Raw genomic sequence first — 14,790 nt, 5'->3', positions numbered from 1 at the left:
AGCCGGGGTCCGGGCGAATTGTCGCGCGGCGGGTTTTTGGGTGTTTTTCCCAAGAAAAAGCCCAGAGTTCTCCTGTTGTGGGCGAACGAGGGGCGCAAACATCTGGACAATCGGGTGCCAGCTTCGCAGGATCGCGGCGGGACGGCAGGGCCACCTGCCGCAGCATGAGGACGCGGCCATGACCAAGACCGAAAAGACCCTGACACCGACCCTGACACGGCGCAAGGCGCTCAGCACCTTGGCAGGCGGCGCGGCTGCGCTGCCGCTTTGGGCACGCTACACGCATGCGCAAACTGCAGAGCCGATCAAGGTGGGATTTCAGGTTCACCGCACGGGCGTCGGCGCGGCCTATGGGCGCTGGTACGAGCGGACGGGCAACGCCGCTGCGAAATACATCAACGACAATGGTGGCATAAACGGCCGCATGGTCGAACTGGTGGCCGAAGACGACGGCACCAACCCCAAGCGGGGCGCCGAGATGATCGAGAAGTTCGCCAATCAGCACGAGTGCGACGTCGCCTACGGCACGCTTTTCAGCCATGTCGTCATAGGATCCGCGCCGCGCGCGGGCGAGTTGAAGCTGCCCTATTTCGTCGTCTCCGAAGGGCATCACGTAGCAAGCGGCATGTTGAACCGCTATACCGTTCAGGCGGGCATCACGGATGTGAAGAGCCAGGTCCTGTCAGTCGCGCCCTTCGTCGGAGATAACCTGGGCAAGAAGGTCACCATGATCTTTCCCGATTACGCCTATGGACACGATCACCGCGATTTCTTTAGCGAGGCGATCACGGCGCAGGGGGGCGAAGTTCTGGCAAAAATCGCCATTCCGCCGTCCGAAACCTCATTTACACGCTATTTCCCCAAGATTCCGCGCGAGACCGAGGTGGTCTATCACGTGATGGTCGGCCCCTCGGTGCTGACCTTCGTCAAGGAGCTGGGTGAGTTCTTTGGTGGGTCGGGGCCGCAGCTCTTCGGGTTTATCGACAGCCTTGAGGCGATCGACATCAACAGCCCCGGTCTTGAATTTCTGGATGGCTCGCACTTCTGGGAGGGGATGCACCGCTATGCCCAGCCGGACCAGACCGAGCATCAGGCCTTTTACCGTGCCGCCGTCGGTGTCGATGACAATGGTGCCTCGCTGGAGGATTCGCGCGATGTATCGACCTATGGTCATATGTTCGGCTGCTGGACCACGCTGCATGCGATCAAGGCGGGCATGGAGGCCTCGGGGTATCGCGGACCGCAGGATCGGCAGACGCTGATCGAGGCGGTTGAGGCGGTGACCGAAATCCCGCACAGCCGCGAATGGCCGCAAGGGCCGATGCAGTTCAACGGGCGCACGCATCAGGTGTTTGGCGAGCAGCACATCAGCCGCATCGAAGACGGCCGGTTGGTGCGCGTGCATACCGCAGGCATCGAAGAAGGGTTCTATCCTGACGAGGTGGATTACACGCAGCAGCCCTTCTGAGAGGAGGGGCATAGCCTCCGGGCGCTGAATTTCAGGGTATGTTTGCCGCGAGCGTTGGGTTATCTCCTGCAACAACAGGCCGGATACGGCCCACACGGCAAGGAGTTCTGCAATGAAGCTGAGTGATTACAAGGCGCTGACATTCGATGTCTATGGCACCCTGATCGACTGGGAATCTGGCATGATCGCGGGGTTGAAGCCGCTGACCGATCAACTGGACCTCAGTCGCGATGCGATCCTTGAGGCGCACGCCTTTCATGAAAGCACCTGCCAGCGGGTGACACCGGCCAAGAACTACCGCGACGTGCTGGCGACGGTCTACAAGCGGCTGGCCGAGGAATGGGGGCTGACCGCATCATGGCAGGAGGCGCAGGTCTATGGCCATTCGGTCGAGCATTGGCCCGCCTTTCCCGATAGCGCCGAGGCGATGGCCTATCTGAAAGATCACTTCAAGCTGATCGCGCTGACGAATGTCGACAATGCGAGTTTTGCCTTTAGCGATGCCAAGCTGGGCCATCCCTTTACCGCGACTTACGTGGCCGAGGATATCGGCAGCTACAAACCCGAGCCGCGCAATTTCGACTACATGCTCGAGCAGATGACGCGACTGGGCCTGACCAAAGGTGACATCCTGCACACGGCTGAAAGCATGTTTCACGATCATGGCCCGGCCAATCGCCATGGCTTGTCCAATTGCTGGATCTACCGGCGCCACGATCAAGAAGGCTTTGGCGCGACGATGAATCCGGGCGATATGCCGCTTTATGACATGATGTTTCACTCGATGGGCGATCTTGTGGAGGCGCACCGCGCCGAGCTGGCGGCGGGCTAGCGCCGGATGGAGCTGGGCCCCTACCTGATGCTGGCGACGCTGGAAGGGCTGGTGATGGCGTCGGTTCTGGCGCTGACGGCGGTGGGGCTCAGCCTTGTCTTTGGCGTGATGCGCGTCGTCAACATCGCGCATGGCGAATTCTTCATGCTGGGCGCCGTCTTGGCATGGGTCATCGCGCAGATGGTGGGCGGCCCGCCCGCCATGGGGTTCGCCGTGGCGCTGGTGGGCGCGCCCCTGATCGTAGGGGCCATCGCCGTGGCCGCCGATATGACGATCCTCAAGCGCGTCGCCTATGACCCCGAGCGCACGATCGTGGCCACGATCGGCCTGCTTTATATCATCCAGCAACTGACCTTGATGAGTTATGGACCTGACGCGCGGCCGGTCGAGGCACCATTCAACACGCGGCTCGCCCTGCCTTGGGTTGAGATGAAAGAGGGCGCGCTGGCGCTTTACTGGCCATGGGGGCTGGCGACGACCAGCTATAAACTGGCGGTGATCGGCGCCGGGGCGGTGGTGCTGCTGGGCGTCTGGGTGATGATGGCGCGCACGCGCATCGGTCTGGTTATGCGCGCGGTTCAGGCAGACCGCGACATGGCGACCGCCTTTGGCATCCCGGTCGAGCGTGTCTATGCGATGGTCTTTGGCATTGGCGCGGCGCTGGCCGCACTGGCCGCCGTGCTGGTCGTGCCGATCACGCAGGCGCACTACCTGATGGGCGCCGATCCGCTGCTTCTGGCCTTTACGGTCGTCATCATTGGCGGCCTCGGCAGCCTGCCCGGAACGGTCGTGGCCGCCATCCTGATCGGGCTGAGCGATGGCATCATCTCGGTCTTCTTCTCGCCCACGCTGGCCAAGATCATCGCAACGCTTCTGGTGGCGCTGGTACTGGTCTTTCGGCCCCAAGGCCTGTTTGGCACGCGCAGCGTATGAGCGTGGGCGCGCGCATCATAGCGCTTCATGGTGGCGTTCTGCTGCTGCTGCTGCTGGGGCACTTCGTGTTGCCTGCCTATCATCACGGCAACCTCGCGCGCATCATGGTGCTGGCCAGCTACGCAATGGGCTACAACATCATCTTTGGCTATGCGGGCTTGCTTAGCCTTGGTCATGCGCTGCTTTTCGGGGCGGGCATGTATGGCATGGCCCTCAGCGTTCAGCATCTGGGGCTGGGCGCTGCGCCTGCACTTCTGCTGGGGGTTGTCGCGGGCGCTGCGGTGGCCGCCGGCCTCGCCGCGCTGGCGCTGCGCACGGCGGGGGTCGCCTTCATGATCGTGACGCTGATGTTCGCGCAGGCGGGATACCTGACGGTGCTTTACTTTGGCGAGTGGACGCGGGGCGACGAGGGGTTCGTCATTGCGCGGGGCGCGCGCGTGCTGTGGGGCATTGATCTGAGCGACGAGGCCAATCGTTATCTTGCGGCGCTGGTCGTCTTTGCCGTGGTGATGGGTCTCTGCCTTGCGCTGGTGCGCGCGCCGTTCGGCCGCACCCTGATCGCGATCCGCGAGAACGAGGCGCGCACGCGGATGCTGGGCTATGACACGTTTCGGATCAAGCTGCTGGCGATGACTGTGTCCGGGGCCATCTCGGGAACGGCGGGGGCGGCCTATGGCCTGCTCTTTGGCTATGCGGGGGCCAGCTTTGCGGGGGTCGAATATTCCATCCTGCCCTTGCTCTGGGTGCTGCTGGGCGGGGCAGGGACGGTGCTTGGGCCCTTTATCGGCACGCTATTCATGTTCTACCTGATCGACCTCAGCTCGGACATCACGAACGCCTACATGCTGATTGCCGGCGTGGTTCTCGTGCTTCTCACGCTTTTTGCGCCGCAGGGGATCATGGGCGAGGTGCGCCGACGCCTCTGGGGGTGGCTGCCATGAGTCTTCTGTCGGTACGCGGCCTCAGCAAGAGCTATGACGGCGTGCGCGCGGTCGATGACGTCAGCATGGCCGTCGAGCCGGGCGAGGTGCGGGCGCTGATCGGGCCGAACGGGGCGGGCAAGACGACGCTGGTGGGTATGATCTGCGGGCGGATTGCGCCCAGTGCCGGGCAAGTGGTCTTTGACGGGCAGGACATCACCGCGCTGCCGGCGCATCGGCGCACCCGTCTTGGGATGGCCTATACCTTTCAGATCACGTCGATCTATGCGCGCCTGCCTGTGGCCGAGAATGTTGCACTGGCCGCGCGGCCACACATGGCGGCAAGCAAGGTGGCGCAGGCCGCCTGCTCCGTCTTGGAGCAGGTCGGTCTGGAGCGGTATCGGGACGTGTTGGCGGGCGATCTCAGCTATGGCCATCAACGCCTTGTCGAGATTGCCATGGGGCTGGTGGCCTCGCCGCGCCTCTTGATCCTTGACGAGCCGACGCAGGGCCTGTCCGAGCCGGAAATCGCGGCCTTCAAGGATCTGGTGCGCGGGCAGGCCGGGCGCCGTGCGATCCTGCTGATCGAGCATAACATGGATGTCGTCATGGCGCTGGCAGACCGGGTGACGGTGCTGTCTGCCGGGGCACTGCTTTTCGAGGGCACGCCGGATGAAGTGCGCGCCGACCGGGGCGTGCAGGCCGCCTATCTGGGGGGCGTGTGATGCTGGCGCTGGAGCGGATCAGCGCGGGGTATGGCGGTGGCCGCGTGCTGCGCGAGCTGTCGCTGGATGTGGCGGAGGGTGAAATCCTGTGCCTCATGGGGCGCAATGGCGCGGGCAAAACGACAATGATGCGCGCGATCATGGGCCTCATCCCGCTGATGGGCGGGCGTGTGGTGCTGGCGGGTCAAGAGATCAGCGCGCTGGCCCCGCACCATGTGCCGCGCGCCGGGATCGGCTATGTGCCGCAAGGACGGCGGCTCTTTGCCGGGCTGTCCGTCGCGCAGAACCTTGAGATCGGGATGCGCACGCGGAAGAGCCCGCCCGAAGTGCTGGAGGAGGTGCTGGACCTTTTTCCGCGCCTGAGAGAACGCTATCGCCAGCCTGCTCAAACCTTGTCGGGCGGCGAGCAGCAGATGCTGGCCACCGCGCGCGCGCTGTGCTTGCGTCCCAAGGCGCTGCTGCTTGATGAGCCGACTGAGGGTCTTCAGCCGTCCGTGGTCGGCGCGATTCAGGAGGTGGTCCTGCGCATGCGCGGCCAAGGCACCGCGATCCTTTTGGTCGAGCACCGAATGGACGCGGTTCTTGAGGTCGCGGATCGGGTGGCCTTTGTCGAGAATGGGCGCAACGGTGCTGTGATGACCGTGGAAGAGGTGCGCGCCGACACGTCAGTCGCGGCGCGCTACCTTGGCGTGTAGCGCCTGATCATAGCAGGCGAACATGGGTGTTCTTCCCCCGACAAAACGATGAGCGCAGCAATGCGTATGCAGCCCTAGTTCGACAAGCCCTCGGGTTTTCCGACCACGACGAAGCTAAGTTTTTCTGGGTCAAGCAGGTCGCGCGCGACGCGGTTGATCTGCTCGAGCGTGACCGCGTCGACCTGATCGTTGCGCGTGGCGATGTAGTCGGTGGGCAGACCCTCGACCTGCATTTCGACCGCGATGTTGGCGATAGGTCCGTTCCCGTCAAAGCGCAGCGGATAGGCGCCGGTCATATAGGTCTTGGCGTCCTCCAGCTCTTCGGCGGTGACCCCGGTTTCGCGCATCTTGGCCCATTCATCGCGGATCACTTCGATTGTGGTCGCGACGCGGTCATTGGCCGAGGCGACCTGACCCATCCAAAGCTGCGCACCGTCGCGGTCGACGAGGTAGGAGTAGACGCCATAGCTCAGCCCGCGCTTTTCGCGCACCTCGTCCATGAGGCGGCTCTCAAAGCCGCCACCGCCAAGGATCTGGTTGAGCAGAAAGGCGGCAAAGAAGTCGGGATCATCCCGATCAATGCCGGGCTGGGCGAAGGTGACGGTGGATTGCGGCGTGTCAAAGTCGATGACGGTCGCGCCGCCGGGCAGGGTGATATCGGCCTCGCCGGGCAGGGCGATATCCGACGATTGCGGCAGACCCTCGGTCAGCTTGTCAACAAGCGCGGTCAGCTCGTCCGCGGTGATGTCGCCAACTGCGGCGACGTAGAGGCGGTCACGCACCAGCGCGGCGCGATGGGCGACGACGATATCATCCCGCGTGAGGCCCGCGATACTGTCAAGAGTGCCGTCCTTGGAGGTGGCATAGGGGTGATCGCCGAATGTCTGCTGATCAAAGGCGCGCGCCGCCAAGGCACGTGGGTCTTTCTCGTCCGACTGTATGATCGAGCGAACCTGACCGCGCACGCGGTCGATGGATTTCTGGTTGAACGCCGGCTCGACGAGGCTGGCGCGCAGAAGCTCCACCGCCGCGTCGCGGTTCTCGCTGAGGAAACGCGCCGAGACACTGATAGTGTCATCGCCCGCGCCGTAGGAGAAGGAGGCAGCAAGTGCCTCGGCCCGGCGCGCGAATTCGCGGCTGTCCATGTCGGCCGCGCCCTCTTCGAGCAGGCCGGTCATCAGGTTGGTTGCGCCGCGCTTGCCGGGTTGGTCCAGGGACGCACCACCGCGAAAGCGCATCTCAAGCGCGACGAAAGGGATGCTGTGATCCTCGACCAGCCACAGATCGACGCCGCCGGGCGTGCCGAGGTCCTGCACCTCGATCTCGGCGCGGGCGGGCAGCGCGAAGGCGAGTGCCATCAGGCAGGGTAGAATCAGGCGGGTGATGATCGTACGGCTCATTGGGTGGCCTCCGTGGTGGCGGTCTCGGGTGCGGTCAGGTAGCCGGTGACAGAATTGCGAAGGTCGAAGACATCGCGCGCCGCCTGCATCACGTCTTCGGCGGTGACGGCCTGAAGCACGTCCGGCCAAGCCTGAACATCCTCGACAGTCAGCCCCGAGGCCAGCGCCGCGCCATAGCGATTGGCGAGGCCGTTGACGTCGTCGCGGGCATAGATCAGCGCCGCCCGCATCTGCATCTTGATCCGCTCCAGCTGATCGGCGTCGACGCCATTTTCAAGGAAGCCCTGAACGACCTCGTCCATTGCCGTCTCTGCCTCGGGCAGTGTGACGCCCGGCACGGGCACGACCAGCAGGGTGAAGGTCGTCTCATCAAGCGAGACGCCATCGTACCAAGCCGCCGATTGCACTGCGACCTGCGCATCGAATTGCAGTTTCTCCGCCATGAGCGATGTGGTGCCGCCGCCTAGGATCTCGGCCAGGATGGTCAGCGCGGCGGCATCGGCCTGAGCGCCGCTGTCCCGCTCGGGCGCGAGGTAGGAACGGGTGAGATAGGGCTGTGCGACGCGCGGATCCTCCATCGTCAAGCGGCGCGGTGCCAGCTGGCGGGGCTCTTCTGGTCGCACTCGCTCGGGTAGGTCCGGGTTGGCGGGGATTGCGCCGTAATGGGTCTGCGCCATGGCCAGCACGTCCTCGGGCACCACGTCACCGGCAACGACGACGATGGCATCATTGGGGGCGTAATACGTGGTATAGAAATCGACCGCATCCTCAAGCGTCAGCAGCGGCTGTTCGTGCTGCCAGCCGATCACGGGCGTGCCATAGCGATGATTGAGGTATTGCGCCGCCTTCAACTGTTCCCGAAAGAGCGCGCCGGGGTTGTTCTCGACGCGCATGTTGCGCTCTTCGATGATGACTTCACGTTCGGTTGCGACGTTTTGCTCGTCCAGCTTGAGGTTGACCATGCGGTCAGCCTCCATCTGCATCATCAGCTCCAGCCGGTCGGCGGCCACGCGCTGAAAGTAGGCAGTGTAGTCATAGCTGGTAAAGGCGTTGTCGTTGCCACCCTGCTTGGCCACCGTGGAGGAAAATTCGCCGGGGGCCAGGGTGTCGGTGCCCTTGAAAAGCAGATGCTCAAGAAAATGCGCGACGCCCGAACTTCCGGGCGGCTCATCCGCCGATCCGGCGCGATACCAGACCATATGAGTGACGACAGGGGCGCGGTGATCCTCGATCACGACCAGTTCCAGACCGTTCTCCAAGGTGTAGGTGGTGACCTGATCGGTGCCGGTATCCGCCGCCTCCTGCGCCATCGCAGCGGCGGGCAGAAGGATCATGAGGGCGAGGGTCAAGGCGCGCATATATGCTCTCCGGTAAGGACGGACTGTCTGTAAACGTTGCCAGTTAGATACGGCGCGCCGGAGCGTGTGCAAGGCGTGATGTCATATCCGTGATCGGATCCGGCCTGATTGAAACGAAGGGCGCGGCCCTGCGTATAGCGCCGCGAAATGAAAATCGCCCCGTGCCGTGGTGGCCGGGGCGCTCTTGTCTTGCAGGGTGATGTCAGTTCGATGCGGGCGGCGCGGAAGGCGTCACGACACCGCGCTGCATCATGCGGCGCTGCTCAACCTGGCTATCGAGCCATTGTTTCTTGTAGGCGCTGGTGTAGTCGTCATTTGGCCCGATGTTGAAGATATTGACGCGGCCATACCGGCGGCGCACCTGTGCATCCTCGGCGGCCAGATCCTGCCGCACGGCAGGCTGGACGCCAAAGCGGCCCGTGTAGTTGACCAGCCCGCCATCGGCTGCCGAAACGGTGGTGCCCACGGTGGCCGCAGGATTTCCGCCCAGCGCCGCGACACCCGCCGCGCGCGGATTGGGGTCGACGAGGTTGGCAACGCCCGGCGTCGGCGCCGGCAGGGCGTTATAGCTTTCGGGGGTTTGCAAGGGGGCCGTCGGCAGGACTGCGAACTCATCCGGGCCATTGCCTTCATTCGTGATCCGCGTGAGGGCGCCGTCGCTGCGCCCGCAGGCGGCGGCGGCGAATGTCAGCAGTGCAAGTGCCAGAATGCTGCGGCGCATGGGGTAGGCCCTTCTTTGGCGAGGTATCAGGTTCGTCATACTGTGCTTTGCGACATCTAATACAAATGCACGGCGAGGTCACGCAGGCTTTTTGCCGGGGCTGAAAATGATCATGCCGAACGCACCGATGAAGATCGAGATATCGGCCACGTTGAAGGCATAAGGATTGCTCAGGCCGCAGCAGGACATGTTCAGGAAATCCGCAACAGCGCCGTAGAGGATGCGGTCGATCACATTGCCCAGCGCCCCACCGATCAGCAGACCGGCAGCGATTTTCTGCCATTTGCCGCCGGGCTCGTGATGCACCCACCACAGGACCGCCCCCGCGATGACCAGCGCAACGGCGATCAGCACCCAGCGCGTGTAGGGCGAATCCCCGGCCAGAAGGCCGAAATTTATGCCGTAGTTCCAAGCCATGCGCAGGTTGATGAAAGGCGGCCAGACATCGATTGCACCCAGAGTGCGCAGATTCATCGAGTGGACGACGAGATATTTGGTCGCCTGATCCAGAAGAAAGACCCAGAAGCTTGTCCAGAAAACGATTTTCATGTCGCGCCCTTTCTTGGCCCAGTGGCCGTCAGTGGCGGAAGTGGCGCATGCCCGTCAGCACCATGGCCAGCCCTGCCTCATCTGCGGCGGCGATCACCTCGTCGTCGCGCATCGACCCGCCGGGATGGATCACCGCCGTCGCGCCCGCCTCGGCGGCCGTCAGCAGGCCGTCCGCGAAAGGGAAAAACGCATCCGATGCCACGACACTGCCTTGGGTCAGAGGCTGGGCAAGGCCCAGGGCCTCGGCCATGTCCTGTGACTTGCGCGCGGCGATGCGGCAGCTGTCGACGCGGCTCATCTGGCCAGCGCCGACGCCGACGGTCGCGCCGTCCTTGACGTAGACGATGGCGTTGGATTTGACGTGTTTGGCGACCTTCCATGCGAACAGCATATCGGCCATTTCGGCCTCTGTCGGTTGGCGTTTGGTGACAACTTTAAGGTCATCGGTTGTGATATGGCCGTTATCCTTGTCCTGCATCAGGTAGCCTCCCGACACCTGCCGGATCGTTTGGGCCGCCGTGCGCGGGTCGGCCATGCCATCGGTGATCAGAAGGCGCAGGTTCTTTTTCGCCTCAAAGATTCGGCGCGCGTCCGCGTCCGCGCCGGGGGCGATGACGACCTCGGTAAAGATCTGCGCGATCTCTTCGGCCGTGGCGCCGTCCAGCGGCTGGTTCAGTGCGATGATGCCGCCGAAGGCCGACGTGCGATCGCAATCGAAGGCGCGCACATATGCGTCCTTGAGCGTTGCCGCGCGGGCGACGCCGCAGGGATTGGCGTGCTTGATGATGGCGCAGGCGGGGCCGTCGCTGGCGGCGAACTCGCTGGCCAGCTCGAACGCGGCATCGGTGTCGTTGATGTTGTTGTAGCTCAGTTCCTTGCCCTGCAATTGCTCGGCTGTGGCCACGCCGGGCCGATTGCTGCCGTCGAGATAGAAGCTAGCCGATTGATGCGGGTTCTCGCCATAGCGCAGAACCTGCGCCAGCGATCCGGCCACGGTGCGGCGGCGCGGCGCGGCATCGCCTTGCTGCGCGGCCATCCATGTGCTGACGGCGCTGTCATAGGCTGCAGTGCGCGCATAGGCGGTCATCGCCAGCGTCTGGCGGAAGGCGAGCGTGGTGCCGCCGTCATTGGCCTCCATCTGCTCCAGCAGGGGGGCGTAATCCTCGGTGTCGACCACCACGCTGACAAAGCCGTGGTTCTTGGCCGCGGCACGAATCATCGCGGGGCCGCCGATGTCGATGTTCTCGATGCAGGTGTCATAATCCGCGCCGCCCGCGACCGTGTTTTCGAAGGGATAGAGGTTGACCACCAGCAGGTCGATCGCGCCGATACCGTGCTCTTCCATCGCCCTGACGTGGGCGTCATTGTCGCGCAGGGCCAACAGGCCGCCGTGGACGGCGGGATGCAGCGTCTTGACCCGCCCGTCCATCATTTCTGGAAAGCCGGTGACATCGGCCACATCGCGCACCTCGAGGCCCGCATCGCGCAGCGCCTTGGCGCTGCCCCCGGTGCTGAGCAGTTCGACCCCGCGTCCGGCGAGGGCGCGCCCCAGATCAATCAGCCCGGTCTTGTCCGAGACGGACAGAAGGGCGCGGCGGATGGGGGTGAGATCGGTCATATGGGCGGTCCTGCGTTGCGTGCGTGTCAATCTTCATCTTGGTCGTCGTCATCACCGGAATATGGCGGATCCTGCGCCAGATCGCGGATGCTGATCGGGGTATCTTGTGCCTTGGCCAGCGACCAACGGATGCGGCCCGCATACTCCAGCGCGCGCCCGGATAAAACTATCTGTTTGGCCGAACGCGGCTTGATCCGTGATTTTTCCAGATAAACCGACGGCTCCAGTGTGATCTTGGCGCGCGCGTCGGTGCGAAATACCCAGATTTCTCCGCTGCGCAGCGCCAGCGAGACGGCAGCCCCGCCCATGTCGATGTTCGCGTCCACATCGGGGTGGAGGTGGAAGTGGATCTGGTAGGGCACGCCCTGCATCCTGGTCGCGTCGAATGCGGCATCGAATTGCCGCTTGTTCTCCGGCTCGAGCGCCAGAAGCATGTCCTCGCCCGCGACGCCGCGCCCGTCGAAGGTCATCTCGATCGTGCGGGCATGGGTCAGGCCGTAGCGGCGCACATAGCCGTCGTGCCCGCCCTCGAATCGCACGCCATCCGATGCCTGGCTCATCTGCACGGGCACGTGGCGGGGGGCCTGGCTGAGCCATTCGGCCTCGGCGCCGGCTGCGCCGAGCCGTGCGCTGGAGGTGCCATCGACGACAAGGGTGCTGTGCGAGGGCGTCGCGCGCCCGGCGCGCCGCCATTCGGCGCCAAAATTTGCGCCCGAGCCGCAATTGACGATCAGTGGGCGGCGCCCCGATGTCAGCTCGAACGCGAGGGTCGAGGCGTGTGCGCCTGCCGATGCCGCCCCCGCTGGCGGCGGCGCGCCATCGACGATGACCGAGGTGCGCCCGGCGCTGAGCCGCGCGTATCCCATGGCCAGACCGTCGGTGCGGCGCGTCTTGACGCCGCTGGCGACCAGGGCGGTATCCAGCCGCCCCTCGAGGCCGCGCCCGCCGCCATGAAACCGCGCGAGGCCGCCGTCGGCATGGCGCAATGTGCGCAGCGTCGGCGCGATGCGCGCAGTGGCGGCGTTGAGGCCGGGGGCCTTGATCCCCGTCTCGCCCAGCGCTTCTGCCGCCCAGGTCAGAAGGGTAAAGACATCCAGCAATTCCTCGGGATTCCGCGTGACCAGATGGCCCTCGCGCCCGATCTGCGCGTTGCATTCGCGGTCTAGCGCGCGGGTGGCGGCGGCGACGTAGTGGTCCATCCCTTCCAGCGAGATCCCCGCATAGATGAGGCCCGTCAGCGCCTCGAAACGGGGCAGGCCGGGCGCCGCCGCGTGCGCGCGTTTGCCCAGAAACAATGTCTGCTGCGCCAGTGAGCGGTAAAATGCGTCGGATGTGGCCTTGTCCTGACCGGCCAGAAGAAAGAGCGCGTGATTGATCCAGCGGATCAGGCGCCGACCGGTCAGGTCGGGCGTCCAGCCGGGGCCGCGCCCCGCGCCATAGCGTTTGATCCAATCGGCGGTCCATTCCTGGGCAGCCGCGCGGGCAGGCCCGTCGCCTGCTGCGGCCAGATCATCGAGCCAGGCAAATCCATGCTGCTCGGCCTCGAAGGCCGCATCGGGCGCGGTGATATCCCAGATCGGCAGGCCGGGCTGCTGCACCAGATGCCCGGCAAGCATGAAATTCCCCGCCGACAGCTGGCGGCCCCGCGCAAAGCTGCCGATGGTGCGCGGCTCGGGCGACGATACAAAGGCGGTCGCAGGCCGTGCCCACGCCGCACGCCGCGCGGCGATGCGGTTTTGCAGCCTCGTCCATCTTGTGCGGAATGTGCCCGGTGGTGCCATGCGCCTCATCGCCCGCCTCATGTCTCGGGCGCTCTTGGTGGCGCCTCATCGCGCGCAGACTAGCCTGCCCCCGCGCCCGAGTCACCGAAGGATTGCGAAAATCGCGTCAGCTTCGCAGGAGCGCCATGTAAAAGCCGTCCATGCCGCCGCGCTCGGGCCAGTAATCGGGCCGCAGGCGCAATCCGCCCTCGGCGGTGATCCATGCGGGGTCGAGGCCCGGCATGTCCAGCGCGCCCCGGTCGACGGTCAGGCCCGGATGGCGCACCAGCGCCTCGTCCACTTGGCATTCTCCCTCGTCCGGCAAGAGCGAGCAGGTGCAATAGAGTAGCCGCCCGCCAGGTTTCAGCAGGCTCAGCGCGCGGTCCAGCATGGCGGCCTGCAAAGCGATCAGATCGCCGATTTCGGACCCGTCCCGCGCATGGGGAAGGTCGGGGTGCCGCCGGATCGTGCCGGTGGCCGAGCAGGGCGCATCCAGCAGGATCGCGTCATAGCTGCCCTCATGTGTCAGGGCATCGCCGCTCACCAGATGGGCGCCCAGGCCGGTGCGGCCCAGATTCTCGCGCACCCGCGCCATGCGCGCGTCCGAGATGTCGAGCGCGGTGACATCCGCGCCCGTGGCCGCCAGTTGCAGCGTCTTGCCCCCCGGCGCGGCGCACATGTCCAGCACTGCCTCGCCGGGCGCGGCCTTCAGCAGCTTGGCCGGGATGGCGGCGGCGGCGTCCTGTACCCACCAATCGCCCGCGTCATAGCCCGGCAGCGCGCTGACCTGGCCGGCCTCCATGATGCGGACCGATCCGGTGGGCAGAACCGTGCCGCCCACAAGTTCGGCCAGCTTCGCCGGATCACCCTTGGCCGTCAGATCAAGTGGCGCGCCCGCAAAATGTGCGGCCTCGAAGCCTGCCACAGCTTTGGCGCCATAGGCATCGGACAGCGGCGCGCGCAGCCATTTGGGCAGGTGCGGCACGCGCAGGATCGCCCATTCAGCGGGGCCATCCGCCGCCGCCTTGCGCAGGACGGCGTTGACCAGCCCCTTGAGCTTGGCAAAGCGTTTGTGGCTGGCTGTCATGGTGACACATTCGTTGACAACGCCATGCGCATCGCCGCCCAGGCACAGCTCGACCGTGCCGAGGCGCAAGATGTTCATCACCGTCAGCGGGGGCGGCTTGCGCAGATGCTTGGCCAGAATGCGGTCGGCCCGTTCGATCCCGCGCAGGGTCTGGGTGGCAAGGCGCTGGGCGCGGGCACGGCCCGGCGCATCCAGCCGGTCAAGCGCGCCGGTCGCCAGAAGGTCGGACATCTGGCGCTGCTCGCCCATGATCTGGTCCAGCAGGTGGGCGGCTGCGGCGCGCGGCGATGGGTCGGGCATGGCAAATCCTTGCTGAATGGCGAGCGCGGCGTATATCAGGGGCAAGCGTCCAAAGGAAGCCATGCCATGACCGACAGCACCGACGACCCCCGCCCCGACCTGCCCCCCGCCGCGCAGCGCGCGCTGGCCGAGGCCGAAGAGCGTCGCCTCAAAGCCGAGGCGACCGAGCTGCCCAAGGAATTGGGCGGGCGCAAAGAAGGCCTCGAGGCCGTGCGCTATGGCGACTGGGAGAAGAAGGGCATCGCCATCGACTTCTGACGGCTTGACGCCGCCGCGCCCTGCGCACATCCTGCCCCACGTAACAGGGGCGCCCGCAAGAGCCGGGCTGAGATGAACCCTTCGAACCTGAACCGGATCATGCCGGCGGAGGAAGTTGCGCGAAGACCGGGCGGTGACGTCCGGCCCGTGTCCTGCCCCCCGCTTG

At 65.1% G+C, this 14,790-nt stretch carries 14 protein-coding genes and 1 riboswitch; of the genes, 7 read left to right on the top strand and 7 right to left on the bottom strand.

Annotation, left to right across the window (positions count from 1 at the left end):
• The first annotated feature begins 178 nt into the window (after window positions 1-178).
• The 6 genes from V8352_RS08255 to V8352_RS08230 all read left to right on the top strand — a co-directional run bounded on the left by V8352_RS08255 (window position 179) and on the right by V8352_RS08230 (window position 5,573).
• Entirely contained in the window at window positions 179-1,468 is a 1,290-nt protein-coding gene (locus V8352_RS08255; protein WP_336423797.1) for an ABC transporter substrate-binding protein, read from the top strand.
• Window positions 1,469-1,580: 112 nt separating this feature from the next.
• A complete protein-coding gene (locus tag V8352_RS08250) occupies window positions 1,581-2,300 on the top strand; it encodes a haloacid dehalogenase type II (RefSeq protein ID WP_336423796.1) in 720 nt (239 codons plus the stop codon).
• Between the two features lie 6 nt (window positions 2,301-2,306).
• Window positions 2,307-3,233, top strand: coding sequence for a branched-chain amino acid ABC transporter permease (locus V8352_RS08245; protein ID WP_336423795.1), 927 nt, complete (start codon window positions 2,307-2,309; stop codon window positions 3,231-3,233).
• The gene (locus V8352_RS08240) at window positions 3,230-4,174 is read left to right on the top strand and encodes a branched-chain amino acid ABC transporter permease (RefSeq protein ID WP_336423794.1); all 945 of its coding nucleotides are present in this window, start codon (window positions 3,230-3,232) and stop codon (window positions 4,172-4,174) included. Before V8352_RS08245 ends, V8352_RS08240 begins: the two co-directional genes overlap by 4 nt.
• Complete coding sequence (locus V8352_RS08235) at window positions 4,171-4,878, top strand: ABC transporter ATP-binding protein (protein WP_336423793.1); 708 nt, start codon at window positions 4,171-4,173, stop codon at window positions 4,876-4,878. Before V8352_RS08240 ends, V8352_RS08235 begins: the two co-directional genes overlap by 4 nt.
• Entirely contained in the window at window positions 4,878-5,573 is a 696-nt protein-coding gene (locus tag V8352_RS08230) for an ABC transporter ATP-binding protein (protein WP_336423792.1), read from the top strand. The genes V8352_RS08235 and V8352_RS08230 overlap by 1 nt, the downstream gene beginning before the upstream one ends.
• A gap of 74 nt (window positions 5,574-5,647) precedes the next feature.
• Here the strand turns inward: V8352_RS08230 and V8352_RS08225 are convergent, their stop codons facing one another.
• The 7 genes from V8352_RS08225 to V8352_RS08195 all read right to left on the bottom strand — a co-directional run bounded on the left by V8352_RS08225 (window position 5,648) and on the right by V8352_RS08195 (window position 14,366).
• Window positions 5,648-6,973, bottom strand: a complete 1,326-nt coding sequence (locus V8352_RS08225) for a M16 family metallopeptidase (protein ID WP_336423791.1) — start codon at window positions 6,971-6,973, stop codon at window positions 5,648-5,650.
• Entirely contained in the window at window positions 6,970-8,331 is a 1,362-nt protein-coding gene (locus V8352_RS08220) for a M16 family metallopeptidase (protein ID WP_442970987.1), read from the bottom strand. Before V8352_RS08220 ends, V8352_RS08225 begins: the two co-directional genes overlap by 4 nt.
• A gap of 202 nt (window positions 8,332-8,533) precedes the next feature.
• On the bottom strand, window positions 8,534-9,052 hold the full coding sequence (locus tag V8352_RS08215) for a DUF3035 domain-containing protein (RefSeq protein WP_336423790.1): 519 nt from the start codon (window positions 9,050-9,052) through the stop codon (window positions 8,534-8,536).
• A gap of 78 nt (window positions 9,053-9,130) precedes the next feature.
• Window positions 9,131-9,601 carry a signal peptidase II gene (gene lspA, locus V8352_RS08210; protein ID WP_336423789.1) on the bottom strand — a complete coding sequence of 157 codons (471 nt, stop codon included), beginning with the start codon at window positions 9,599-9,601 and terminating at the stop codon, window positions 9,131-9,133.
• A 28-nt stretch (window positions 9,602-9,629) separates the two neighbouring features.
• Window positions 9,630-11,219 (bottom strand): bifunctional phosphoribosylaminoimidazolecarboxamide formyltransferase/IMP cyclohydrolase, encoded by a 1,590-nt coding sequence (purH, locus tag V8352_RS08205; RefSeq protein ID WP_336423788.1) that lies wholly within the window; start codon window positions 11,217-11,219, stop codon window positions 9,630-9,632.
• 26 nt (window positions 11,220-11,245) lie between these two features.
• On the bottom strand, window positions 11,246-13,000 hold the full coding sequence (locus V8352_RS08200; protein ID WP_336423787.1) for a heparinase II/III family protein: 1,755 nt from the start codon (window positions 12,998-13,000) through the stop codon (window positions 11,246-11,248).
• A gap of 106 nt (window positions 13,001-13,106) precedes the next feature.
• Window positions 13,107-14,366 (bottom strand): RsmB/NOP family class I SAM-dependent RNA methyltransferase, encoded by a 1,260-nt coding sequence (locus V8352_RS08195; RefSeq protein ID WP_336423786.1) that lies wholly within the window; start codon window positions 14,364-14,366, stop codon window positions 13,107-13,109.
• Between the two features lie 66 nt (window positions 14,367-14,432).
• Between V8352_RS08195 and V8352_RS08190 the strand changes: the two genes are divergently transcribed.
• Entirely contained in the window at window positions 14,433-14,624 is a 192-nt protein-coding gene (locus tag V8352_RS08190; protein ID WP_336423785.1) for a DUF1674 domain-containing protein, read from the top strand.
• Between the two features lie 35 nt (window positions 14,625-14,659).
• A riboswitch (TPP riboswitch) is annotated at window positions 14,660-14,755 on the top strand.
• Window positions 14,756-14,790: the final 35 nt, after the last annotated feature.

This window comes from Roseovarius sp. D0-M9, from assembly GCF_037083805.1.
GTDB lineage: Bacteria > Pseudomonadota > Alphaproteobacteria > Rhodobacterales > Rhodobacteraceae > Roseovarius.
The sequence above is the reverse complement of the archived record's forward strand: the minus strand, read 5'-3'. Positions and strand labels throughout refer to the sequence as shown.